The following is a 21,037-nucleotide window of genomic DNA, read 5'->3' on the forward strand; positions in this document are numbered from 1 at the left end:
GGGTGAAACCTCGAGGCACCCCTCCGTCGGATAGGTAGCCATGAATCTGAAGGTTCTCCTCACCGTCCTGTTCGGGACGAGCGTCGTCGTGGCGAACGTGACGGCCGCGAAACTCGCGTGGTTCGACCTCCCCCTGATCGGCGGCGTCTCCGTCCCGGCCGGGTTCGTCGCGTTCGGCTTCGCGTTTCTCTGTTCGGACCTGCTGGTCGAGTACGAGGGACGGGAGTACGCCCACGACGTCGTCAACGCGACCGTCGCGTCGCTCGTCGTCGGCTGGGCGCTCATCTACGCCGCCATCGCACTGCCCGTCGCGCCGTTCTACGAGGCCCACGACGCGTACGCGACGACGCTCGGCGCGTCGGCGAACATCGTCCTCGCGTCGGTCGTCACGCTCCTCGCGAGCCAACACCTCGACGTGGCGATCTTCGCGAGCATCCGCGAACGGACCGGCGCCGCACACCGCTGGGCGCGCAACCTGCTCTCGACGAGCACCTCCCAGTTCGTGGACACGGTGCTCTTCATTACCCTCGGGTTCGCGCTCTTGCCGCTCGTCTTCGGCGGCGATGTCATGTGGGGCCGAGCCCTCGTCAGCACGATCGTCGGCCAGTACGTGGTGAAGGTCGTCGTCGCGATCCTCGATACCCCCGTCTTCTACGCCGTGACGTCGCTCGTGAACCCGGAAGACGGTGAGAGCGAACGGGGGGATGACGAGGTCGGCGTCGAGACGGACGCTCGAGTCTGACCGAACCGATCCGTTCTCGACGGGTGGACGAAATCAAAATCAAAATCGAGATCGAAACGAACCGATCAGCGATCGCCGACGAGTTCTTCGGCGACGATCTCCGGTCCGAGCAGGTCGGGATCGATCGAGAGGTCGGTCTGGGCGCTCGCGAACTCCGGGAGGGAGTTGTCGTCGTAGACGACGACGCGGACGCCGTTCGCGAGGTCCTTGGCGATCGGGATCGTCGTCGCCTGTGCCATCTCGGTGAGGACGTAGAGGTCGGCCTCGACGATGCCGGCCTCCTCGAGGGCGGGCCGGGAGACCACGCCGTCGAGCCGCCGCACGGTGACGCCCTCGTCCTCGAGCGCGTCGCCGAGGCCCTTCCGATCGGGGCCGGCGAGCACGGCGATCGTCCCGTTCGTCTCGTCCGCGTCGTTCGTGTCGGTGCTCATGTGGAATCAGTCTCGGTCTCGAGTGTCGGTCGGTCGCTGGATCGCTCGGTCGCCATCACTCGTACTCGATCGTCGCCGGCGGCTTGTGGGTCACGTCGTAGACGACGCGGGCGACGTTGCCGTTCTGTCCCGTGATCCTCGACTGGATCCGCTGGAGGGTCTCCCAGTCGATCTCCTGGGCGCGGGCGGTCATCCCGTCGCGTGATTCGACCGAGCGGACGGAGACGACCCACCCGTGGACGCGGTTGTCGCCTTTGACGCCCGTCGCCTTCCCGATGACGGCTGCGAGCGCTTGCCAGGGCTCGTACTCCTCGAGTTCCTCCTCGACGACGTGGCAGGCCTCGCGGGCGACCTCGAGTTTCTCCTCGGTGACCTCGCCGATGACGCGCACGGCGAGTCCGGGGCCGGGGAACGGCATCCGCTCGGCGACGACCTCGTCGAGGCCGAGGTGGCGGGCGACCTCGCGAACTTCGTCCTTGTAGAGGTCGCGAACGGGTTCGACGATGCCCTCGAAGTCCACGACGTCGGGGAGGCCGCCGACGTTGTGGTGTGACTTGATCCCGCCTTCGCTCTCGATGCGGTCGGGGTAGATCGTCCCCTGGACGAGGTAGTCCGCGTCGGCGTCTTTGGCCTCGCGCTCGAACTCGCGGATGAACTGCTCGCCGATCACCGCGCGCTTCTCCTCGGGGTCGATGACGCCCTCGAGGGCCTCGAGGAAGCGCTCTTTCGCGTCGACGATCCGCAGGCTCTCCATGTAGGAGAACGTCTCGCGGATCTGGTCCGTCTCGCCCTTGCGCATCAGGCCCGTGTCGACGTAGACGGGCGTGAGTCGGTCGCCGATGGCCTCGTAGGCCAGCGCGGCGGCCACGGAGGAGTCGACGCCCCCCGACAGCGCGATGACGGCGTTCGCGTCGCCGATCTCCTCGCCGATCTCGTCGATCGCTTCCGGAACGAACGCGTCGACGTCGACCATCAGTGGGTCACCTCCGTTTCGGACTCGGCCTCGGCGTTCGCCCCCGAATCGCCCTCCGTCTCCTCGATGACGGCCTCGACGAGCCCGAGGAACGGCGGACTCGGCCGGCCCGGTCGGGACGTGTACTCCGGGTGGAACTGCGTGCCGAAGAAGAACGGGTGGCCCTCGAGTTCGAGGATCTCCATGCGGTTGCCGGCGGTGCCGGAGAAGATCAGCGGCTCGTCCTCGAAGTCGTCGAAGTACTCCGGATTGACCTCGTAGCGGTGGCGGTGGCGCTCGCTGCAGGAGGTGTCCTCGTAGAGTTCGTAGGCGAGCGTCTCGGGTTCGATCACGGTCACGTGCTCGCCCAGGCGCATCGTGCCGCCCATGTTCTCGACCTCGTACTGCTCGGGGAGGATGTCGATGACGGGGTGGGGCGTGTCGGGCTCCATCTCCGCCGAGTGGGCGTCCTCGAGTCCGAGCACGTTCCGGGCGTACTCGACGACGGCCATCTGGAAGCCCAGACAGAGCCCGAGGAACGGCACCTCGTTCTCGCGGGCGTACTGGACGGCTTCGATCTTCCCTTCCGTTCCGCGCATCCCGAACCCGCCGGGGACGATGATCCCGTCGGCGCGCTCGAGGCGCTCGGTGTGGTGGTCGGCCATCTCGTCGGCGTCGACCCAGTGGACGTCGACCTCGACGCCGAGTTCGAAGCCGGCGTGTTTCAGCGATTCGTGGATCGACATGTAGGCGTCCTCGAGGTCGTACTTACCGACGAGGGCGATGTCGACCTCGCCATCCTTCTCGGTGGTGACGATCTCGCGCCACTCGGTGGTGCGCTCCTCGCGCGGTAGCGCCTCGTCGGCCAGGCCGAACCGCTCGATGACGTACTGGTCGAGCCCTTCCTCCTCGACCATCAGCGGGACGTGGTAGACGTCCTCGACGTCGGGGTTCGAGAACACCGCCTCGGTCGGGATGTCACAGAACAGCGCGATCTTCTCCTTCGTCGATCGCTCGAGGCGGTCCTCGCAGCGACCGACGATCACGTCGGGCTGGAGGCCGATCGAGCGCACCTCCTTGACCGAGTGCTGGGTCGGCTTCGTCTTCTGCTCGCCGTTTTTCGAGTACGGGACGAGCGTGACGTGGACGAACAGGACGTTCTCCTCGGGTTCCTCGTGGGCGAATTGGCGCAGCGCCTCGAGGTAGGGCATCCCCTCGATGTCGCCGACGGTGCCGCCGACTTCGACGATGCAGACGTCGGTCCCCTCGGCGGCCTCGCGGATGCGCCGCTTGATGTCGTTCGTGATGTGCGGGATGATCTGGACCGTCTTCCCGAGGTAGTCGCCCGCGCGCTCGGCCTCGATGACGTGCTGGTACGTCTTGCCCGTCGTGATGTTGTGGTCCGAGGTCATGTCGACCCCGAGGAACCGCTCGTAGTTCCCCAGATCAAGGTCGACCTCTCCTCCGTCTTCCAGGACGTAGACCTCCCCGTGCTGGTAGGGGTTCATCGTCCCGGCGTCGACGTTCAGGTAGGGGTCGACCTTCACGGCGGTGACGTCGAACCCGGCGTTCTTCAGGAGTCGGCCGGTGCTCGCGGCCGTGATCCCTTTACCGAGCCCCGACATCACGCCGCCGGTGACGAAGATGAACTTGTTCCCCAGCGAGGGGTCATACTCAGTGTTCGATTCCGTCGGCATACCGATGCTGCGCGCGAGTGGCTAAAAACGATTTCGGGAACGCCGCGCCCTCGCGAACGGTTAGCACTGACGAGCGGTCGGCCGTGCCCGTTCGTCCACCGATCGTCCGCGTTGCGGCCCGCCACCGTTCGAACGATCGAACCGATCCGACGGTCGAAGGGGGGAACCCCGACCGGTCTTCCCCGAATCGGTTTTGCCGAATCACGAACTACTTCCGGTCGTGACGCCCCGCGAGAAACTCTCGTTGCTGAATTACGAGCCGCCGGATCTGGGCTTTCAGGTCGGGCTCAGCTCCTACCTGGGGATCGTCATCTCCGGACTGGTCGCGAGCTTCGGCGTCGCGGTCGACGTCGCGACCCCGACGTTGCTCGGGATCGTGCCGACGGTCTTCACGATCGTCACCGTCCACGGCGTCGTCCTCGCGAAGCGGTTCTCAGGGGTCGCCGAACGGATCGGCGCGAGCCGGTGGCTCACGCTGGCGTGCTTCTCGCCGATCGTGACCCACGGTGCGGTGCTCCTGGCGGACGTACTCGGCGCGCTCGAGGTGCCGTCGCGCCTGTTCGTCACCTCGGGGGTAGCCCTCGTGTTCACGGGGGTTGCGGCGGCCGCTCTGGCGAGTATGGCCGGAAACCGGTTCGTGGACGCGGTCACGCGCGAGGATCCCGAGACGACGTGGACGTGGCACAGCAGCCGACGGTGGGGAACGGAGAACGGCGCCCTCGTCGTCGGCCTCTCGTTCGTCGCGATGGCCATCGTCCTCGGATTCGCCTCCCGGAACTGGGGAGGGGGTCTCTTCTGGGCCTTCATGGGGCTGTTCTGGCTACTTCCGTTTCTGTCGGACGACGACACCTGGTACGCCGACGCCGACCGGACGTCGCATCTCCCGGACCTTCGCGCCCACGACGTCGGCATCGTGACCGATCGGCCGCAGTCGCGGAGGCTGATCCCGTGGGACGACGTCGAGGACGTCCGACTGACCGAGGACGAACTGATCCTCGAGCGGCGGTTCCTCGACGTCCGCTGCGACCGAGCCGAGATCGACGACCCCGAGGCGGTGCTCGAGGGAATCGAACGCGCCCGCGCCCGCGGGACCGGTCGCCCGCCGGCGCCCGCTACCGTCGACGAACGCGAGAACGGTGACGACCTCCGGAGCCGAAAGCGCTCGCTCGAGACGTCCTGACTCCCGACGGCCCGCCCATCGACGACCCGACCTACGGCTCGTCGTCCATCCGCGCTTTCCCCTGCGGCTCGTCCTCGTTCGGGACCTTGCCCTCGGGTTCCGATTCCTCCGGCGACAGATCCTGGATCTCGACGATCTCGGCCTGCTCGAGGTACTCGATGCCGCCGCCGAGGCGCAACTGGAGCGTCCGCCCGGGCAGGTCGGGGTCGTCCTCGTCGGTCGGCTGTTCCGGGACGGAGACGGCCGTGACGCCCTCCATCGTGACGGAACGCCGCTGGACGGGGTCGCCCTCGTGCTCGACCGTCTCCCAGGTCTCGACGTCGAGTTCCTCGAGATCCTCGCCGAAGTACTCCTCCGATTCGGGGTTGACGCTGTCTTCGGTCTGGGACTCGCCGGTGGTCCGGTTGTCGTCGAACTGAACCTCCTCGTGCTTGTACTGCCGGAGATGTACGAGCATGTGAATCGGTACCGCGACCATACGGTTAATGGTTTCAGTGGATAACGCAACCTCCGCACGGGAACGCCTCGAGCGATGTGCGACGGCCGTCGGTCGTCGCACGCGTACCGTCCGCGTCCGAGGGCGTTCGGAAACGCTGAAATTTATACCGATTCGTCACGCGTTGTGAAGTGATGACACGACGTATCGGTCCGTCACTCGAGACCCGGATCCGAACCTGGAGGGCGGAGCCGTGAACGCCGACCTCGACCTGCTGGTGAGCCTGAACGACCACGAGACGCCCCAGTCCGTCGCCGAGCGCGCCGTTCGCGCCGAGGAACTCGGCTTCAGCCGCGTCTCGATGGGCGAGACGACCGGCTGGAACATCGTCCCGGCGCTCACGCTGGCGGCGGAACGAACGGAGCACCTGGGTATCACGAACGACGTGATCTCGCCGTTCGGCCGCTCGCCGGCGATGCTCGCCCAGACCGCGCTCGCGCTCCACGACGCCTCCGACGGCCGTTTCCGCCTCGGCCTCGGACCGAGTTCGCCCGCGATCACCGAGCGCTGGCACGGCCTCGAGTTCGACCGCCCGCTGCGCCGGGTTCGCGAGACGATCGAGGTGATCCGCGGGGTGTACGAGGAGGGGACTCCCGCCTACGAGGGCGATATCTTCCAGATTCCCGGTCTCAACTACGAGCGGGAGGTCCCGGAGAATCCCCCGCCGATCGACCTCGGCACGCTCGGCCCGAAGGCCACGGAGATGGCCGGCCGCTTCGGCGACGGCTGGGCCCCGCAGATGTTCACCCGCGACGGCCTCGAGGAGCGACTCGAGGACCTGGAGCGCGGTGCGGAACTCGCCGGGAAGGAGCTCTCCGACCTCCGCGTGAGCCCGATCGTCCGGGGAATCGCCGCGGAGGACCGGGAGCGTGCGCGATCGCTCGCGCGGAAGGCGATCGCGTTCATGCTCGGCGCCTACGGCCCGTACTACGGCAACTCGGTGGCCGAGCAGGGCTATCCGGACGTCGTCTCCGAGATCCGCGAGGCGTGGGGCGACCGCGACACCGACGCCATGGCCGAGGCACTCCCGGACGAGGTCCTCGACGAACTCTCGCCCGCGGGAACGCCCGAGGAGGTCCGCGAGTGGGTCGCCGACTACGCCGAGGTCGACGGCGTCGACGCCGTCCGGATCGGCTTCGTCAACGGGATGACCGAGGAGGACAAGGAGACGACGATGGCGGCGCTCTCCGACCTCGTCTGAGGCGACACCGAGCGGTTCGATCCCACCAGCCGTGCGGTTCACTACCAACTCGCGTTCCAAAGCATGTAGCAATCACCCTTATCCCAGTACTACGTCTACGTCCATTCGATCCGATTGACAAATGCGACCGCCACGCGATCGAACGACCGACCCGACTGCGTAGAGGGATCGCCGTGAGTGAGTCCACCACGGACGAACCGGTAGACATCCTCCTCGTCGAGGACAACCCCGGCGACGTTCGGCTCACGCAGCTGGCGTTCTCCGAGTCGGAGATGGACACCCGCATCCACGTGGTCGTCGACGGCGACGAGGTCCTCGACGTTCTCCACGAACGCGCCGACTCCGACTCGGCGCCGTTCCCGGACCTCGTCCTCCTCGATCTGAACCTGCCCAGGGTGGGCGGACTCGAGGTCTTAGAGCGGATCAGGGACGTTCCCGAGTTCGCTCACCTCCCGGTGCTCATCCTCACCAGCTCGCGTGCGAACGAAGACGTCGTCTCGAGCTACGAACGCTCCGCGAACGCCTATCTCACGAAGCCGACCGATCCGAACGAGTTCGCGACGCTCGCGAAGGCCGTGGAGAACTTCTGGTTCAGGCGGGCTCAGCTCCCGCCGATCTCCCCCTGATCGGTTTTTCCGCCGCGTTTTGACGGGTCGTCGAGGAACTGGAACGCGGTCAGCGGACCGCTCGCGTCGCGGCGGCGATCCGCTCGAGCGCCTCCTTCAGTTGCTCGGTGCCCGTCGCGTAGGAGAGCCTGGCGTACCCCTCGCCGCGTTCGCCGAAGGCGTCGCCGGGGACGACGACGACGTCGCGCTCGATGACGGCCTCGCACCAGCCGTCGGGCACCTTCGGCATGGCGTAGAACGCCCCCTGCGGGGTGGGAACCTCGAGGCCGGCGTCGGTGAGGCCGTCGAGGACGAGGTCGCGCCGGCGTTCGAACGTCTCGACCATCTCCCGGACGGGCTCCTGCGGTCCGGTGAGGGCGGCCTCGGCGGCGAACTGCGCGGGCGCCGAGGCGCAGGCCTGTCCGTACTGGTGAACGCGGAGCATCCGTTCGATCCGGCGGTTCGAGCCGAGCACCCAGCCCAGCCGCCAGCCGGTCATCGAGTACGTCTTCGAGCAGGCGCTGACGACGACGACGTTGTCGGTCTCGGCGAACTCCATCGGCGATCGGTGCTCGCCCTCGAAGACGATGTGCTCGTACACCTCGTCCGAGAGGCAGAGCACGTCGTGCTCGTCGGCGATGCGGGCGAACTCCCGCATATCCTCCTCGCTCTGGACCGCGCCCGTGGGGTTCGACGGGCTGTTGACGACGAAGACGGCGGTCTCGTCGGTGATCGCCTCCTCGACCGTCGCCGGGTCGAGCGTGAGGTCCTCGCGCAGCGGGACCGGTTTGGGAGTCCCGTCCGCGATTCGCGTCAGCGCGTCGTAGGAGACGAACCCCGGATCGGGGAAGATCACCTCGTCGCCGGGGTCGACGTGAGCCTGGAGGACGAGATGGAGCGCCTCGCTCCCGCCCGACGTGGCGATGACGTCTGCCGGATCGATCTCGAGGCCGTAGTCGCGGTCGTACTTCGCCTCGATCGCCTCCCGGAGCGAGCGCGTCCCCTTGTTCGAGGTGTAGGCGTCGGTTCGCTTCGCCTCGATCGCCTCGATAGCCGCTCGGCGGGCGTGGGCCGGCGTCGGGAAGTCCGGTTGGCCGAGGCCGAGGTTGATCGCGTCCTCGCCCGCGGCCTCGAACACTTCGCGGATGCCGCTGATCGACACCTGCTCGACCCGGGCTGCAAACTCCGTCATGGATACTACGGCGGGTTCGACCCCGATAACTCTGCTGTTCCGTCGATTCCACGGCCGCGGTCGACCGGACGTCCGTTCGGTGCACGACGGAACGTCAGATCGGTGCTCGACGGAGACAGTATTGTCTCCGAGGATGAACGTGCCACAACGAATATGGTCACCGTCGCTCTTTGTACCAACGATGACCCACTCTCGCCGATCGCTACTCGCGGCCGCCGCGGGCGCGACGGTCGCGCTCAGCGCCGGTTGTCTCGACTTCGCCACGGGCGACGGCCCCCTCGAGTTCGAGTCCGACCGCGTCGCGCCGACCGACGAGGCACTCGAGGACGCCGAGTTCGAGGAAGAGGACGTACGGGAAGAGAAGATCGACGAGGATCTCGGCGAACTGGTGGACGTGGACGTCGACCGGCGCGTCGAGGCGTCGTTCTGGATCTCGGCGTACGTTCACAACGCGGAGTTCGGCGACGGCTCCGGTTCGATGGAAGCGGCCGTCTTCACCGCCCTCTCGATTCCCGGGATGGACGTTCTCGGCTCGAATCAGAACCCGATCTCCGACATGGACAACGACGAGATCGTCGACGAGTTTAAAGAGCAACTCGAGACGGACCAGGGCTCGCTTCGCGAGGTCGAACACGACACGTCGTACGACCTCGAGGTCCTCGACGACGAGCGGACGGTCGACGTCTTCGACGCCGTCGTCGAGCGGGACGGCGAGGAGTACGACGTCGTCCTCGAGATGGCCAGTTTTGACCACGAGGACGACATCATCGTCCTCGTCGGCGTCTACCCGGAGGAGTTGGAAGAGGACGAACCGCCGATCGACGACCTGATGGCGTCGGTCGAACACCCGATTTAGGTCCGCCGACGCGTCTCGAGGGCGATCACGGTTTTTTAGCGGCTCGGTCGTCGACAGACGTACGGGCATCGAAAACGAGGGTGATCGGTCGATCCGGTCGCGGCGCGTTCGCCGACGATCCGGACGACGCGTGAGCCGCCGACTCCATGGGACGAGCCCCCTAGCCGTCCACGTGGACGAGGCGGGTGGAGCCGGAACGGGGGTCGACGTGAACCCGCCAGTCGCCCTCGTCGCTGGTCGCGGGCACGACCCAGGTGGACCGCGTCTGGTGGGGCGTCATCGCGACGACCGATTCGCAGCCCTCGCCGGTGAGCGCGTCGTAGGCGGCGATCGCGGCGTCCTCTTTGCTCTTGATGCGGTTCTCCTCCTGGTCGGCGGTGAGTCGGTCGGTCATGGTCCTGGCCCTCACTCGTACGTGTGCGATCCGTTCACGTGAAGTGGCGGGTCCGTTCCCGACCGTCGGGAACGCCACCGTACCGGTCAAGTCGACGGAGCCGGACGGTCACCCGTACTTGTAGGTCACGCCGGCACCGGTCTCCGGGTACGTCCACACCACGTTGTCGTAGGTGCAGGCGAACCTGCAGCTCGAGCACTCGAGGCAGTTCTCGTAGGCGATGTGGGGGACGCCGTCGTCGCCCTCCCGCCAGACGTTCGCCGGGCACACCTCGACGCAGTCGTCGGTCTCGCACTGCGCGCAGACGTCGGGTACCTTCACGTCGAGGTGGGACTCGCCCGGGTCGTCGTACTTGACGGTGTACAGCCTGTCCTCGAGGGGTTCGTTCTCGACCGTCGGGGTTCGGGGGTGCGTGCTCATCTCAGGTCACCACCTTGCGGTATCGAAGCGCGAGTTTCGCGGCGCCGCGCCACCCGCCGAGGGCGTCGAGGATCGCGCGTTTCGCGCGCTCGCCGTGTTCGTCCTTCGCCTCCCTGTCCATCCGGAAGTAAGTCGTTCCGGCGTCGGCGAACGCGCGGGGGAGATCCTCGAAGAGGAGTTCGCGGTCGTCCTCGACGGCCTCCTGCAGCCAGGCGTAGCGCTCGAGGTTTCGGACCACGAACGACTCCTCGAGCGCCTCGGGGTAGGATCGGAGCGCCGCCGCGCTCGTCCGCCCGTCTTCGCTCGCGCGGACAATCGCGTCCCCGGCGTGGTAGCCGCTTTCGACGGCCATGTTCGTCCCCTCGAGGTGGACGCCGTTGTTGAGCACGAGGCCGGCGGCGTCGCCGACGATGACGGCGCCGTCGTGCACGAGTTCGGGGACGCTCTCGGCGCCGCCTTCCGGGATGGTCTTCGCGCTGTACTCGACGGTTCGCGCGTCGCGGACGAGGGGCGCGACCGCCGGGTGCGTCTTGAAGGCGTTCAGCGTCTCCTCGGGGGACTGTCCGTGCGCCGCCGCGTCCTCGATCCGGTAGGCGACGCCGACGCTGATCGTGTCCGAGTTCGTGTAGATGAACCCGCCGCCGAAGGCGTCGCCGACGGCCCCCTCGCCGAAGTAGTTGTAGGCGGCGCCGGCGTCGTCGAACAGCCGGAAGCGGTCCTCGATGACGCCGTCGCGCCCGGGGAACTCGAGGACCTCCTTGGCCGCGACGGCGACGTTCTCGCGGGTCTCGGTCGGTTTGAGCCCGGCGCCCTCGCTGACGAGGGAGTTACCGCCCTCCGCGAGGACGACGTACGGGGCGCGGATCGCCCCGTCCGGCCGATCGGTCTCGACGCCGACGACGCTCCCGCGCTCGTTCAGGAGACCAGTAACGGTCGTTTCCGTAATCAGCGTCGCCCCTTCCTCGACGGCACGCTCTGCGAACCACTCGTCGAACGTCCCCCGAAGCACCGTGTAGGAGTCGTTGTGGGGCTCCCGGAGCCACTCGCCCGGGCGCAGCGAGACGGCGGTCTCGTCGTCGTGGCTCAGCATCGAGTAGCGCTTCTCGGCGACGTAGCGCTCGAGGGGGGCTTCCTCGATGTCGATCAGTTCGCGGATCGTCGGCGTGTAGCAGACGCCGCCGAAGACGTTCTTCGACCCCGGCTTCGCGCCGCGTTCGATCAGCAGGACGTCGAGACCGCGATCCGCCATCGTCAGCGCCGCGGCGCTCCCGGCGAGGCCCGCGCCGACGACGATCCCGTCGAACTCGTCGTCGTAGTTCGGTCGCTCGCTCGTCCCCGCGTCGGTTGATGTGCTCATTGGTGTACCACCTCCTGGGGATCGCGTTCCTCGAGCAGTTCGACGAGTGCCGGACAGACCTCGAAGAGGTCGCCCACGACCCCGTAGTCGGCGTGCTCGAAGATCGGCGCGTTCGGATCGTCGTTGATCGCGACGACCGTCCCGCTGTCGTTCATGCCCTCGACGTGCTGGATCGCGCCGCTGATACCGACGGCGACGTAGAGGTCGGGCCTGACGGTCTTGCCGGTCTGGCCGACCTGTCGGGCCCCGTCGGCCCAGCCCTCGTCGACCGCGGCGCGGCTGGCCGCCAGTTCGGCGTCGAGGGCCTCGGCGAGCGCCAGCGCGGGCTCGAGGTCTCCCTCGACGCCGCGGCCGACCGCGACGATGCGGTCGGCCTCGGAGATATCGACGGCGTCGCCGACCTCGCGTTCGAGAACCTCGCTGACGGTGCCCTCCTCGTCGACGACGACCTCGACTGCGACGACCTCGCCGGAGGCGGCGTCGGGATCGGGTTCGGCCGCCTCGAAGACGCCCGGACGAATCGTCGCCATCTGCGGGCGGTGTTCCTCACAGACGATCGTCGCCAGCACGTCCCCGCCGAACGCCGGTCGGCGGGCCTGGAGCAGGCCGTCCTCGTCGACGTCGATCTCGGTGACGTCCGCCGTCAGCCCGGCGTGGGCCGGGACCGCCACTCGACCGGCGAAGTCCCGACCGGTGTGGGTGCCGCCGATCAGGACGATCGAGGGTTTGCGCGCTTCGACCACGTGGCGGAACTGCTCCCCGTAGGGGTCCGCGCGGTACGGTTCGAACACCGGGTCGTCAGCGACGAGCACCCGGTCGGCTCCCCGGGCGAGCGCCCGCTCGGCCACGTCGTCGACGTCCTCCCCGATGACGAGCGCGACGAGGTCCTCGCCGGTCTTCTCCGTCAGATTCTTCGCCTCCTCGAGCAGTTCCCAGGAGACGGGCATCACGTCCCCGGCGTGCTCCTCGACGAACACCCAGACGTCCTCGTACTCCTCTACGTCGATGTCTGATTCGCTCATGCGTCCACCTCCGTCAACGGCTCGAGGAGGTCCTCGACCGCGTCGACGACCTCGCCCCTGCGCTCGACCGGTTGGACGGTCTCCATCCCGCCGACGGACGTCGGCGAGACGTCGAGGCCGACCTCGTCCTCGATGCCGAGGTCCTCGGCGGACCACGTCGTCGGCTCGAAGTCGTTCTCGGCGTAGATCTTCCGGTGCAACCCGGCGGGCCGCGGCTCGAACTCGCCGTAGGCGACGGCGACGACCACCGGAAGGTCGGCCGCGACCCGCTCGTGGCCGCCCTCGACGTCGCGCGTCGCAACCAGGCAGTTCTCCTCGGGTACCGGTTCGAGATCCTCGACGTAGGTCAGTTGCGCCCAGCCCTCGTGGGCGGCGACCCCCGGCGGGACCTGCCCCGTGGACGAATCGGTCGTCTCCTCGCCGCAGACCACGACGTCGGCCTCGAGTTCCTCCGCGGCGCGCGCGAGCGTGAGGCTGGTTGGCCACGTGTCGCTGCCCGCGAACGCCCGATCGGAGATCAGGTAGGCGTCGTCACATCCCACGGCCACCGCCTCCTCGAGGACGCTCGTGGCGTTGGGCGGTCCCATCGTGATCGCGAACACCTCGCCGCCGACCTCGTCGCGGATCGACAGGGCCGCCTCGAGCGCGTCGCGGTCGGGCGGATTCAGTACCGCCGGGGCGCTCGCTCGATCGAGTCGCCCCGTGTCGGGGTCGATGCCGACTTCGTCAGCGTCGGGTACCTGTTTCACCCCGACGACGATCGTCCATGTCATGTAACCACCAGGTGGTTCTACGCGCCACCCGAGTCTCAGTGAGTCAGTTCGTTCCCGCGGTGTGGGAGGGGCCTGCACACGTCCACGTGCCACCGTCGACGGGTGCAGGTGGGACGTGGGACGCTCGAGTCGAGGCCGGGAGCCGTTATCGCGGCGAGGCGGCCGACGAGTCGGGTGGCTCGAACGGGACCGATCGGTCACCGTCGAGCTCGGCGACCGACGCGCGGTGTTTCGCCCCGAGGCGATCTGCAACCGATCTGGCGAGGGCCCGGAGTCGCTCGCCGGGTCGATCGGTCGGATCGAACGCCGACGGTTCGCCGTCACCCGCCAGCCAATCGTCGACGGGGAGAGAGGCTAGAATCGGGACGTCATCGAGTGCCTCGGGCGGCGCTCGCCGTCCGCCGACCTCGCCGCAGTTCGGACGGCGAACGCCGTTTCCGGTCTCGACGACGCCGAGGAGGGGGTCGCCGCGACGCAGCCGAGCGCGGATCTCGCGATCGATCGCCCGACCGGGCGTCGACGCGCGACTGGCGAGCACGAGTCCGTCGACGGGGAGTTCCTCGAGCGTCGCGTCGGTCGCCGAATCGCCGGGCGGGAGGACGACGACGAGGTAATCGAGCGGCCCCCACTCGACGCCGTCTCTCGCGTACGCCAGCAGCGCCCGGAAGACGTCGTCCACCGCCGGCGGAGGGTCCCCGTCGGGGAGGTGAACGTCGAGACGGGCGGCGGGGACGTCGAAGCGACGCTGGGGAGCGGCGGGTTCGCCGCCGAGGACGATCGGATCGACCGACTCGAGCCAGGTCCCACGCCCCGCGCTGGCCTCGACGATCAGCGCGCCGACGGCGGCGCCGATCCCGCCGAACCCCTCGAGCAGCGCGGCGCCGACGAACGACGGATCGACGCTCCCGTCGATCGATCCCACCGCGACCGCGTTCTTGACCGTCGAAAAGGCGGGCGACCGGCGGTCGTCCGCCGCGAACAGGATCGGCTCGAGGCCGACGCCGCGGCAGCACGCGCGTATCTCGTCGCACATCTCGACCTCGGCCGGAGATAGCGGCGCGTTGAACGCGAGCGACACGGCCGCGACCCCGTCCCGGACGGCGACGTCGGCGACCAACCCCAGGGAGACGACGTCCTCGTCGAAGGCCGGATCGTCGACGGTTCTGAACCGCTCGAGCAGTAGTTCACTCGTGCTCATGGATGCACACCCCGGCCGCACTCGTATCCGCTCGTTGGACGAGAACGATCGAAAAGGGGACATTCGATTCCCGTCGCTCGATAACGCCGATTGACCGGTCAACCTCGTCCCCGCGTCGTAGGAACGAGTGTACACTTATAACGAACGTCCGCGCGAACGGGGTAGTATGGCCGCCGAATCAGTTCCGTCGCCCGACACGAGCCCGCAGACGGCACCACTTCGAGCGATCCTCGAGGTCGAGCCCGCTCCGAGCGCGAACTGCGTGCTCGCGTCGGAGACGCCCGACGCCGCGGCGGTCACCCAGTCGCTCTCGGAAACCAGCACGTGCCACGGGGAGGCGACCGTCCGGGACGGTGACGGCGAGTACCGACCGGTGTACGTTTCCCGGAAGGTGAACTCCTCGTGCGTCTGTACCACGCTCCGGCGGTTCGACTGCGTGTTCGACATCGAGGAGGTTCGAGCCGGCTCGCTGGTGTTCTCGCTCGTCGTCGAGGACCGCTCTCTGCTGACCGATATCGTGACGACGCTCAAGTCGACCGGCGCCACCGTCTCGCTCCGTCGCATCTCGCCGCTCGGGACCGACGCCGACGACGTCCTCGAGGTCGACGCCAGCGCCATCACGGCCAAGCAGCGGGAGGCGGTCGAACTCGCCGTCGAGATGGGCTACTACGATCGACCGCGGCGGGCGACCCTCGACGACCTCGCGGAGCGCCTCGAGGTGTCCAAGTCGGCGGTCTCCCAGCGGCTCACGGCCGTGGAGGAGACGCTCGTTCGGTCGTTGACGGTCTAGTCGCCCTTCGGTCAGCGAGCGGTACGATCGGTTCGAGCGGGCCGACGGCCGCTCCACGTGTGCAGCGAGGAAAATAGGGGAGAGCTCCCACGGATGGTTCCGTCAGGACGGTCGCTCGGGCCCGACGATCGGTAGCCGGCCGGTGACTCGAACTCGGGCGGGTGAACGTACGGCGCGGGGATCGACCAGCGCTCGGCTCAGTGCAGACGTCTTTTGGCGCGCACGTGCACCCGCCGATCGTCTTCTCGCGCGCCCGTGCACCCGCCGATCACGAAGTAGAAAACGAAGAACGGCGCCCCCGATCACTCGTCGTCGTTTCCGCCGTCCACGGCCGACGGCCGGACGGCCTCGAACACCGACGCGACGAGCGTGGCCTCCGCCGCCCGCAACCGCTGGGAGACTGCCGACTTCGAAATCGACAGCTCCTCGGCGATTTGCTCGAGGCCAACCTCACGCGGCCGGGCGTAGTACCCCCGGTCGAACGCCAGCCGGAGGGCCTCCCACTGCTTGGGCGTGATCCGTCGAACGTCGAGTTCGATCGCCGACCGCGTCGGCGCCTCGACCGACAGCGTCTCCGGTCGGACCGTCGCGTCGACCCCGTCGAGGCACTCGAGCACCTCCCGGATCGATTCGATCTCCGAGACGACCATGGACACCTCGATCCGATCGAACTCATCGTCGCCGGACGCACGCTCGCCGTCGACGCCACCGGCGCCGTCCGCGGCGTCGGCGTTCGAGCCGGGTTCGCCGCCGGGACCCACCTCGATGCCCGTCATCGCCACCGCCCTCCGACGAGCCCACCGACCGCGGCTCGATTCGACGGTCCGCGGACGGCGTCCGGTTCCTTCGTGACCGGCCCGCGTATGGTGCGGACAATCGATCGTTCGTCGGCTGGTGAACGCGCACGCGTCATGTGAATTGATACACCCCCACACCGGATCCGCCTCGTGCTACATAATACAGCCGTTCAAGTACGGGTTCGCTCGATCCGACGTCGGGCCTTCCACGTGGTTCGACCGGGCCGAGGATCCGGACGGCCGATACGGACCGAATCCCGAGGGGTGCGAGCGGCGCTGTCTCGGGACCCCTTATGAATGCCTGTATTATGGAGCAGTAGTCGGTTCTCACAGCCGTTCCCATCTGCACGTGTGAGGTGAGACAGATGTCCACGAAATCGTTGGAACTCGACGCCCGTCTGTTCGGACGGGACGTATCGTACGGCCTCAACGGGGCCTGGGCCAGTTATTGGCTGGTGTTTCTCCGCGTGATTACCGGCTACTGGCTCCTCCACGCCGGACTCGGGAAGATCATCGAGAACGGCGCGTTCGGCTTCGACGCCACCGGCTGGATCATGGGAGCGGAGGGCGCGATCACGTACCCGATCATGTCCTGGTTCGCGGCGAACGCGCCGATGATTCCGAACATCATGGTACCGTGGGGACAGTTCCTCATCGGGCTCGGGCTCATCCTGGGTTGTCTGACCCGCCTGGCCGCGGCCAACGGCGCAATCCTGATGTTCTTCTTCTACTTCGGGAACGCCGACTGGACCAACGGCTTCGTCAACGGCGACCTGCTCGGGCTGATCATGTTCCTGACGGTGATCGTCTTCGCGGCCGGTCGCGTCTGGGGCGTCGACGCCTATCTCGAGCGAACCGAGGCCGTGAAGAACCGACCCTGGCTGCGCTACCTGCTCGGATAACGCGAGGTGAGACACATGTCCACGACAACAAACACCGAAACCCCGACCGCCGACCGCATCGCCATGCTGCTCGGGGGCGGCCTGGTCCTGCTCGGGACCGTCGTCCTCGGGCTCCTGAACACGCTCGCCGGCGCTCCGGCGCTCCCCGTCGAGGAGGACGGAGCGATCGTCGCCGAACCGCTCGTCTCGCCCGATCTGCGGGCGTACGTCATCGCGCTCGGCCTGCTGATCTGGCTGCTGTTCGCGATCTACAAGCTGACCCGGACGCCGTCGGTCGACGTCGACGATGCGCGGCGGCCGCACCCGGCCGACTGACGGCCGTGGTCGCGAGCCGAATGCGCGGCGACCCACTCCGAACGAGCCCATTTTCGCGACGCCGACGCGACGACGGACCCCTCTCGAGCGACCCGACGGATTGTTCTCGAACGTGTTGAGCGACGCGAAAATCCGCAACGGAGGGGGCCCGGCTCAGTAGAACTCCCGGACGAGGTCCATCGCGTTCTCGGGAGCGCCGTCGGGGATCTCGGACATGTTCTCGGTGACGCCGTGTTGTTCGTGGTACGGCACCGAGTTCTCGTTCTGGTAGATGACGCCCTGGTACTCCTTCTCCTCGTCGAGGATGACCTCCTTGGCGGCCTCGTAGTCGTTCGGATCGTGGCCCTCGTCCTCCTGGAGGTCGACCAGGTTGTCGCGGAAGTAGTCGTAGGTGTCGACGTCGTTGAACGTGACGCAGGGGCTGAAGACGTTGACGAAGCCGAAGCCGTCGTGCTCGATGGCCGCCTCGACGATTTCGGTGTGTCGGAGCGCGTCGCTCGCGAACGACTGGGCGATGAACGAGGCGCCCGAGGCGAGCGCGAGCGCGAGCGGGTTGACCGGGGGCTGTTTCGGTCCCTCTGGGGTCGTGCTCGTCTCGAAGTCCGAGCGCGAGGTCGGCGAGGCCTGGCCCTTCGTCAGGCCGTAGATGCGGTTGTCCATGACCACGTAGGTCATGTCGACGTTCCGGCGGACGGCGTGGACGAAGTGGCCGGCGCCGATCGAGTAGCCGTCGCCGTCGCCGCCGGCGACCATCACTTCGATGTCCGGGCGGGCCATCTTGACGCCGGTGCCGACCGGAAGCGCGCGACCGTGGACGCCGTGCAGCGCGTAGCTGTGCATGTAGGTCCCGATCTTGCCGGAACAGCCGATCCCGGCGACGACGAACGTGTTGTCGGGGTCGTTGCCGGTGTTGGCCAGGGCTTTCATCATGCCGTTCATCGTCCCGAAGTCGCCGCAGCCGGGACACCACGTGGGTTGCTTGTCGGATTTGAAGTCGGTGAATCGGACGTCGGAGCTCATTGTGCGGGCACCTCCTCCGCGAGTCGTTCGGTGATCTGTTCTGCGAGTTCGTCCGCCTTGAAGCGGACGCCGGTGTACTTGTTCACGCGCTTGACGCGGGTAAGGACGTCGTGTTCGATGAGATCGGCGAACTGACCCGTCGCGTTACACTCGACGACGATCACCTCGTCGGCCCCCTCGATGTCGGCGGCGAGGTCGGGTCGCGGGAAGATGTACGGCACCGAGATCACGCGGACGTCGATCCCGTCGTCCTCGAGGTACTCGAGCGCCTCGACGAGCGCCCCCTCGTTCGAGCCCCACGAGATGACGAGGTTGTCGGCGTCGGGGTCGCCGAACTCTCGGTACTCCCAGTTCTCCCGCTCCTTCGCGGTCTCGACCTTACGGTAGCGCTTGTCGACCTGCTGGACGCGCTCGTCCTGGTCTTCGGTTCGTCGGCCGAGTTCGTCGTGCTCGAGGCCCGTGCTCATGTGGGCGGCGTCGGTCGTGCCGGGGATCGCGCGCGGGCTGATGCCGTCGTCGGTGGCGGCGTGGGCGCGGAAGTGGCCCTGCTCGTCGAGCCACTCCTCGACTTCGTCCTCGTCGACGAGGTTGCCGCGGTCGATCTCGACCCGTTCCATGTCGAACGTCTCCGGCGGGAACGTCTGCTCGGTCACGGACATCGCGAGGTCGGAGACGAGGAACACCGGCGTCTGGTACTTCTCGGCGAGGTTGAACGCTTCGATCGTCTTCCAGAAGCACTCGGCGATCGACGTCGGCGCGACGACGAACCGCGGCACCTCGCCGTGCCCGCCGTACAGCGCCATGTTCAGGTCGCCCTGTTCCTGCTTCGTCGGCATCCCGGTCGAGGGTCCGGAGCGCTGGACGTCCGTGATGACCAGCGGCGTCTCGCTGGTCGCGACCAGGCCGAACGTCTCGGTCATGAGGTCGATTCCGGCCCCGGAGGTCGCCGTCATCGAGCGCGCTCCCGCGCGAGCGGCGCCGAGGGACATGTTGATCGCCGAGAGTTCGTCCTCCGCCTGCACGACGTGGCCGCCGAACTCCTCGATGCGGCCCGTCAGGTACTCCATGATGGACGTCGCCGGCGTGATCGGGTATCCGGCGTAGAACCGACAGCCGGCGGCGATCGCACCCATGCCGATCGCCTCGTTTCCGTTCAGCAGGACGTAGTCGGCGTCCGTCGTCTCGAGGTTGTACCCCAGGTGGTCGAGGTCGTAGTTCTCCCGAACGTACTCCTGGCCGAGGCGCGCGGCCTCCTTGTTGTTCTCGACGATCTTCGAGCCCTTGCCGCCGAAACGCTTCTCGAGGGCCTCGTCCAGGTACTCGACGTCGAAGCCGGTGATCTCGCAGGCGGCGCCGAGGGCGACGACGTTGCGCATGATCGCGCCGCCGGCCTCCTCGGCCAGGGACTTCAGCGGGACGTCGACCGCCGTCATCTCGTCGGGGATCTCGGCCTCCCAGGAGCGCTCGCCGTCGTAGATGATGGCGCTGCCGTCGTGGAGTTCGTTCAGGTTCTCGTCGATGGTTCGCTGGGTGAGCGCGACGAGGATGTCGAGCCTGTCGACGACGCTCTGGACCTGATCGACGGACGTCCGGATCTTGTAGGCGGTGTAGCCCCCACGGATTCGGGATGCGAAGTCCTTCGACGTGAATACGTGCCGTCCTGCTCTGGAAAGGGCCTGAGCGAAGATCTTGCCGGTGGAGTCGATACCGTCGCCGGCCTCGCCTCCGATCGCCCAGTTAAGGTCCTCAACCATGTTATGACGAACCTTACCCCCAGTAAATGAAAAGGCTTCGGAAACACCGATCCGCGACACGACGGTCTCGTCCGCTGATACGACGACGGCGAGCGGGTCGGCGGTCGCCGATCGGAACGGAACGCCTTTTCGATCAGGTATCGAAGGGGTTCGTATGGAGGACATCGAAGTCACCGTCCAGGCCGTTCGCGACGTCGGCGGCGGCACCGTCGCGCTCGAGTTGACCGCCCCCGAGGGGTTCGACGCGCTCCCGGGACAGTTCGTCCTGCTTCGGGCGGTCCCGGACGACGAGGAACTCGCGCGCCACTACACGCTGTCGTCGCCGACGGTCGACGAGACGTTCGAGATCACCGTCGGGATCGACCCCGACGGGGACCTATCTCCGTGGCTCGCCGACCGCGAACCCGGTGACGCGGTACGCATCGATGGACCGTTCGGTCGGATCAGCTACGAGGGGGACGGTGACGTCGTGGCCGTCGCGGGCGGCCCGGGCGTCGGCCCCGCCGTCGCCATCGCGGAAGCCGCTCGCGCGAACGACCGCGATGCGGTCGTCGTTTACCAGGACGACGACCACGCCCACCTCGAGCGACTCGAGGCCCTCGAGCGCGACGGCGCCACCGTCGAGGTCCTGGACGGCGATCGGAACGAGGCGCTCAGGGGCGCGGTCGAGGAGCACCTCGAGGCCGGTCGCGTCTACGTCTTCGGTTTCAGCGACTTCGTCACGTTCGTCGCCGACGCCATCGAGGACGCCGGCGGAGACCCCGACGAGGCGCTGATCGAGAACTTCGGGTGATCCGGCCGAGTCGCCGCTGGCCCAGAACTTCGGGTAATCCGGTCGATTTGCCGCCGATTCCGAGCGAATCGGAGATCGGTCGGCGAACGCTCGAATGCGCCCGTGAACCGTGTTCGTTTTCGTATCGGGTCCGTCAGTTCGAAACGCGCC

The 21,037-nt window shown here is 67.6% G+C and carries 24 protein-coding genes; 9 read left to right on the top strand and 15 right to left on the bottom strand.

Translation table 11 applies throughout. From position 1 onward, the window contains the following. Positions 1-40: 40 nt before the first annotated feature. Positions 41-742 (top strand): queuosine precursor transporter, encoded by a 702-nt coding sequence (locus RJT68_RS11215; RefSeq protein ID WP_407036644.1) that lies wholly within the window; start codon positions 41-43, stop codon positions 740-742. A 65-nt stretch (positions 743-807) separates the two neighbouring features. Here the strand turns inward: RJT68_RS11215 and RJT68_RS11220 are convergent, their stop codons facing one another. Genes RJT68_RS11220 through pyrG form a run of 3 tightly spaced genes read right to left on the bottom strand, consistent with a single transcriptional unit; the run spans position 808 to position 3,822 of the window. Beyond that, complete coding sequence (locus tag RJT68_RS11220; RefSeq protein WP_407036645.1) at positions 808-1,173, bottom strand: DUF7126 family protein; 366 nt, start codon at positions 1,171-1,173, stop codon at positions 808-810. 55 nt (positions 1,174-1,228) lie between these two features. Then, on the bottom strand, positions 1,229-2,146 hold the full coding sequence (gene guaA / locus RJT68_RS11225; RefSeq protein WP_407036646.1) for a glutamine-hydrolyzing GMP synthase: 918 nt from the start codon (positions 2,144-2,146) through the stop codon (positions 1,229-1,231). Beyond that, a complete protein-coding gene (gene pyrG, locus RJT68_RS11230) occupies positions 2,146-3,822 on the bottom strand; it encodes a glutamine hydrolyzing CTP synthase (protein ID WP_407036647.1) in 1,677 nt (558 codons plus the stop codon). Before pyrG ends, guaA begins: the two co-directional genes overlap by 1 nt. Positions 3,823-4,042: 220 nt before the next feature. On the opposite strand from pyrG, the gene RJT68_RS11235 reads away from it, so the two are divergent. Continuing rightward, entirely contained in the window at positions 4,043-5,002 is a 960-nt protein-coding gene (locus tag RJT68_RS11235) for a PH domain-containing protein (protein WP_407036648.1), read from the top strand. A 31-nt stretch (positions 5,003-5,033) separates the two neighbouring features. Here RJT68_RS11235 and RJT68_RS11240 read toward each other — a convergent pair whose 3' ends face one another. Further along, positions 5,034-5,459 (bottom strand): hypothetical protein, encoded by a 426-nt coding sequence (locus RJT68_RS11240; protein WP_407036649.1) that lies wholly within the window; start codon positions 5,457-5,459, stop codon positions 5,034-5,036. A 232-nt stretch (positions 5,460-5,691) separates the two neighbouring features. Between RJT68_RS11240 and RJT68_RS11245 the strand changes: the two genes are divergently transcribed. Then, positions 5,692-6,699, top strand: coding sequence for a TIGR04024 family LLM class F420-dependent oxidoreductase (locus RJT68_RS11245; RefSeq protein ID WP_407036650.1), 1,008 nt, complete (start codon positions 5,692-5,694; stop codon positions 6,697-6,699). A 173-nt stretch (positions 6,700-6,872) separates the two neighbouring features. Further along, a complete protein-coding gene (locus tag RJT68_RS11250) occupies positions 6,873-7,325 on the top strand; it encodes a response regulator (RefSeq protein WP_407036651.1) in 453 nt (150 codons plus the stop codon). Positions 7,326-7,374: 49 nt separating this feature from the next. On the opposite strand, the gene RJT68_RS11255 is transcribed toward RJT68_RS11250, so the two are convergent. After that, on the bottom strand, positions 7,375-8,496 hold the full coding sequence (locus RJT68_RS11255; RefSeq protein WP_407036652.1) for a pyridoxal phosphate-dependent aminotransferase: 1,122 nt from the start codon (positions 8,494-8,496) through the stop codon (positions 7,375-7,377). Positions 8,497-8,677: 181 nt separating this feature from the next. Here RJT68_RS11255 and RJT68_RS11260 point away from each other — a divergent pair, with 181 nt between their 5' ends. Beyond that, positions 8,678-9,352 carry a DUF6517 family protein gene (locus tag RJT68_RS11260; RefSeq protein WP_407036653.1) on the top strand — a complete coding sequence of 225 codons (675 nt, stop codon included), beginning with the start codon at positions 8,678-8,680 and terminating at the stop codon, positions 9,350-9,352. Between the two features lie 160 nt (positions 9,353-9,512). Here the strand turns inward: RJT68_RS11260 and RJT68_RS11265 are convergent, their stop codons facing one another. The 6 genes from RJT68_RS11265 to RJT68_RS11290 form a co-directional block, all read right to left on the bottom strand. Continuing rightward, complete coding sequence (locus RJT68_RS11265; RefSeq protein WP_407036654.1) at positions 9,513-9,746, bottom strand: hypothetical protein; 234 nt, start codon at positions 9,744-9,746, stop codon at positions 9,513-9,515. A 108-nt stretch (positions 9,747-9,854) separates the two neighbouring features. Next, on the bottom strand, positions 9,855-10,166 hold the full coding sequence (locus RJT68_RS11270) for a ferredoxin family protein (protein ID WP_407036655.1): 312 nt from the start codon (positions 10,164-10,166) through the stop codon (positions 9,855-9,857). 1 nt (position 10,167) lies between these two features. Further along, a complete protein-coding gene (locus tag RJT68_RS11275; protein ID WP_407036656.1) occupies positions 10,168-11,523 on the bottom strand; it encodes an FAD-dependent oxidoreductase in 1,356 nt (451 codons plus the stop codon). Beyond that, positions 11,520-12,545 carry an electron transfer flavoprotein subunit alpha/FixB family protein gene (locus tag RJT68_RS11280; protein ID WP_407036657.1) on the bottom strand — a complete coding sequence of 342 codons (1,026 nt, stop codon included), beginning with the start codon at positions 12,543-12,545 and terminating at the stop codon, positions 11,520-11,522. The genes RJT68_RS11275 and RJT68_RS11280 overlap by 4 nt, the downstream gene beginning before the upstream one ends. After that, positions 12,542-13,318 (bottom strand): electron transfer flavoprotein subunit beta/FixA family protein, encoded by a 777-nt coding sequence (locus RJT68_RS11285; RefSeq protein ID WP_407036658.1) that lies wholly within the window; start codon positions 13,316-13,318, stop codon positions 12,542-12,544. The genes RJT68_RS11280 and RJT68_RS11285 overlap by 4 nt, the downstream gene beginning before the upstream one ends. 145 nt (positions 13,319-13,463) lie before the next feature. Beyond that, the gene (locus tag RJT68_RS11290) at positions 13,464-14,516 is read right to left on the bottom strand and encodes an iron-sulfur cluster assembly protein (RefSeq protein ID WP_407036659.1); all 1,053 of its coding nucleotides are present in this window, start codon (positions 14,514-14,516) and stop codon (positions 13,464-13,466) included. A 166-nt stretch (positions 14,517-14,682) separates the two neighbouring features. Between RJT68_RS11290 and RJT68_RS11295 the strand changes: the two genes are divergently transcribed. Then, positions 14,683-15,306: a helix-turn-helix domain-containing protein gene (locus RJT68_RS11295; RefSeq protein WP_407036660.1), complete on the top strand. Its 624-nt coding sequence runs from the start codon at positions 14,683-14,685 to the stop codon at positions 15,304-15,306. Positions 15,307-15,608: 302 nt separating this feature from the next. Here RJT68_RS11295 and RJT68_RS11300 read toward each other — a convergent pair whose 3' ends face one another. Beyond that, positions 15,609-16,082, bottom strand: coding sequence for a helix-turn-helix domain-containing protein (locus tag RJT68_RS11300; RefSeq protein ID WP_407036661.1), 474 nt, complete (start codon positions 16,080-16,082; stop codon positions 15,609-15,611). Positions 16,083-16,215: 133 nt separating this feature from the next. Then, positions 16,216-16,446, bottom strand: a complete 231-nt coding sequence (locus RJT68_RS11305; protein WP_407036662.1) for a hypothetical protein — start codon at positions 16,444-16,446, stop codon at positions 16,216-16,218. A 22-nt stretch (positions 16,447-16,468) separates the two neighbouring features. On the opposite strand from RJT68_RS11305, the gene RJT68_RS11310 reads away from it, so the two are divergent. Both RJT68_RS11310 and RJT68_RS11315 read left to right on the top strand, forming a co-directional pair. Next, complete coding sequence (locus RJT68_RS11310; protein WP_407036663.1) at positions 16,469-17,005, top strand: DoxX family protein; 537 nt, start codon at positions 16,469-16,471, stop codon at positions 17,003-17,005. A gap of 15 nt (positions 17,006-17,020) precedes the next feature. Further along, positions 17,021-17,320, top strand: coding sequence for a hypothetical protein (locus tag RJT68_RS11315; protein ID WP_407036664.1), 300 nt, complete (start codon positions 17,021-17,023; stop codon positions 17,318-17,320). 153 nt (positions 17,321-17,473) lie between these two features. Here RJT68_RS11315 and RJT68_RS11320 read toward each other — a convergent pair whose 3' ends face one another. Further along, on the bottom strand, positions 17,474-18,340 hold the full coding sequence (locus RJT68_RS11320; protein ID WP_407036665.1) for a 2-oxoacid:ferredoxin oxidoreductase subunit beta: 867 nt from the start codon (positions 18,338-18,340) through the stop codon (positions 17,474-17,476). After that, positions 18,337-20,094 (bottom strand): 2-oxoacid:acceptor oxidoreductase subunit alpha, encoded by a 1,758-nt coding sequence (locus RJT68_RS11325; protein ID WP_407036666.1) that lies wholly within the window; start codon positions 20,092-20,094, stop codon positions 18,337-18,339. Before RJT68_RS11325 ends, RJT68_RS11320 begins: the two co-directional genes overlap by 4 nt. A 154-nt stretch (positions 20,095-20,248) precedes the next feature. On the opposite strand from RJT68_RS11325, the gene RJT68_RS11330 reads away from it, so the two are divergent. Then, positions 20,249-20,887: a ferredoxin--NADP reductase gene (locus RJT68_RS11330; RefSeq protein ID WP_407036667.1), complete on the top strand. Its 639-nt coding sequence runs from the start codon at positions 20,249-20,251 to the stop codon at positions 20,885-20,887. Positions 20,888-21,037: the final 150 nt, after the last annotated feature.

Source organism: Halovalidus salilacus (genome assembly GCF_031852275.1).
GTDB lineage: Archaea > Halobacteriota > Halobacteria > Halobacteriales > Natrialbaceae > Halovalidus > Halovalidus salilacus.

Excerpts from the sequence above, each read along its gene's own strand:
- RJT68_RS11285 (WP_407036658.1), bottom strand. The coding sequence starts at position 13,318 with ATGACATGGACGATCGTCGTCGGGGTGAAACAGGTACCCGACGCTGAC.
- RJT68_RS11215 (WP_407036644.1), top strand. The coding sequence starts at position 41 with ATGAATCTGAAGGTTCTCCTCACCGTCCTGTTCGGGACGAGCGTCGTC.
- RJT68_RS11315 (WP_407036664.1), top strand. The coding sequence starts at position 17,021 with ATGTCCACGACAACAAACACCGAAACCCCGACCGCCGACCGCATCGCC.
- RJT68_RS11270 (WP_407036655.1), bottom strand. The coding sequence starts at position 10,166 with ATGAGCACGCACCCCCGAACCCCGACGGTCGAGAACGAACCCCTCGAG.
- RJT68_RS11290 (WP_407036659.1), bottom strand. The coding sequence starts at position 14,516 with ATGAGCACGAGTGAACTACTGCTCGAGCGGTTCAGAACCGTCGACGAT.
- pyrG (WP_407036647.1), bottom strand. The coding sequence starts at position 3,822 with ATGCCGACGGAATCGAACACTGAGTATGACCCCTCGCTGGGGAACAAG.
- RJT68_RS11275 (WP_407036656.1), bottom strand. The coding sequence starts at position 11,523 with ATGAGCACATCAACCGACGCGGGGACGAGCGAGCGACCGAACTACGAC.
- RJT68_RS11305 (WP_407036662.1), bottom strand. The coding sequence starts at position 16,446 with ATGGGAACGGCTGTGAGAACCGACTACTGCTCCATAATACAGGCATTC.
- RJT68_RS11325 (WP_407036666.1), bottom strand. The coding sequence starts at position 20,094 with ATGGTTGAGGACCTTAACTGGGCGATCGGAGGCGAGGCCGGCGACGGT.
- RJT68_RS11220 (WP_407036645.1), bottom strand. The coding sequence starts at position 1,173 with ATGAGCACCGACACGAACGACGCGGACGAGACGAACGGGACGATCGCC.
- RJT68_RS11280 (WP_407036657.1), bottom strand. The coding sequence starts at position 12,545 with ATGAGCGAATCAGACATCGACGTAGAGGAGTACGAGGACGTCTGGGTG.
- RJT68_RS11330 (WP_407036667.1), top strand. The coding sequence starts at position 20,249 with ATGGAGGACATCGAAGTCACCGTCCAGGCCGTTCGCGACGTCGGCGGC.
- RJT68_RS11310 (WP_407036663.1), top strand. The coding sequence starts at position 16,469 with ATGTCCACGAAATCGTTGGAACTCGACGCCCGTCTGTTCGGACGGGAC.
- RJT68_RS11265 (WP_407036654.1), bottom strand. The coding sequence starts at position 9,746 with ATGACCGACCGACTCACCGCCGACCAGGAGGAGAACCGCATCAAGAGC.
- RJT68_RS11300 (WP_407036661.1), bottom strand. The coding sequence starts at position 16,082 with ATGACGGGCATCGAGGTGGGTCCCGGCGGCGAACCCGGCTCGAACGCC.
- RJT68_RS11320 (WP_407036665.1), bottom strand. The coding sequence starts at position 18,340 with ATGAGCTCCGACGTCCGATTCACCGACTTCAAATCCGACAAGCAACCC.
- RJT68_RS11240 (WP_407036649.1), bottom strand. The coding sequence starts at position 5,459 with ATGCTCGTACATCTCCGGCAGTACAAGCACGAGGAGGTTCAGTTCGAC.
- RJT68_RS11295 (WP_407036660.1), top strand. The coding sequence starts at position 14,683 with ATGGCCGCCGAATCAGTTCCGTCGCCCGACACGAGCCCGCAGACGGCA.
- RJT68_RS11260 (WP_407036653.1), top strand. The coding sequence starts at position 8,678 with ATGACCCACTCTCGCCGATCGCTACTCGCGGCCGCCGCGGGCGCGACG.
- guaA (WP_407036646.1), bottom strand. The coding sequence starts at position 2,146 with ATGGTCGACGTCGACGCGTTCGTTCCGGAAGCGATCGACGAGATCGGC.
- RJT68_RS11255 (WP_407036652.1), bottom strand. The coding sequence starts at position 8,496 with ATGACGGAGTTTGCAGCCCGGGTCGAGCAGGTGTCGATCAGCGGCATC.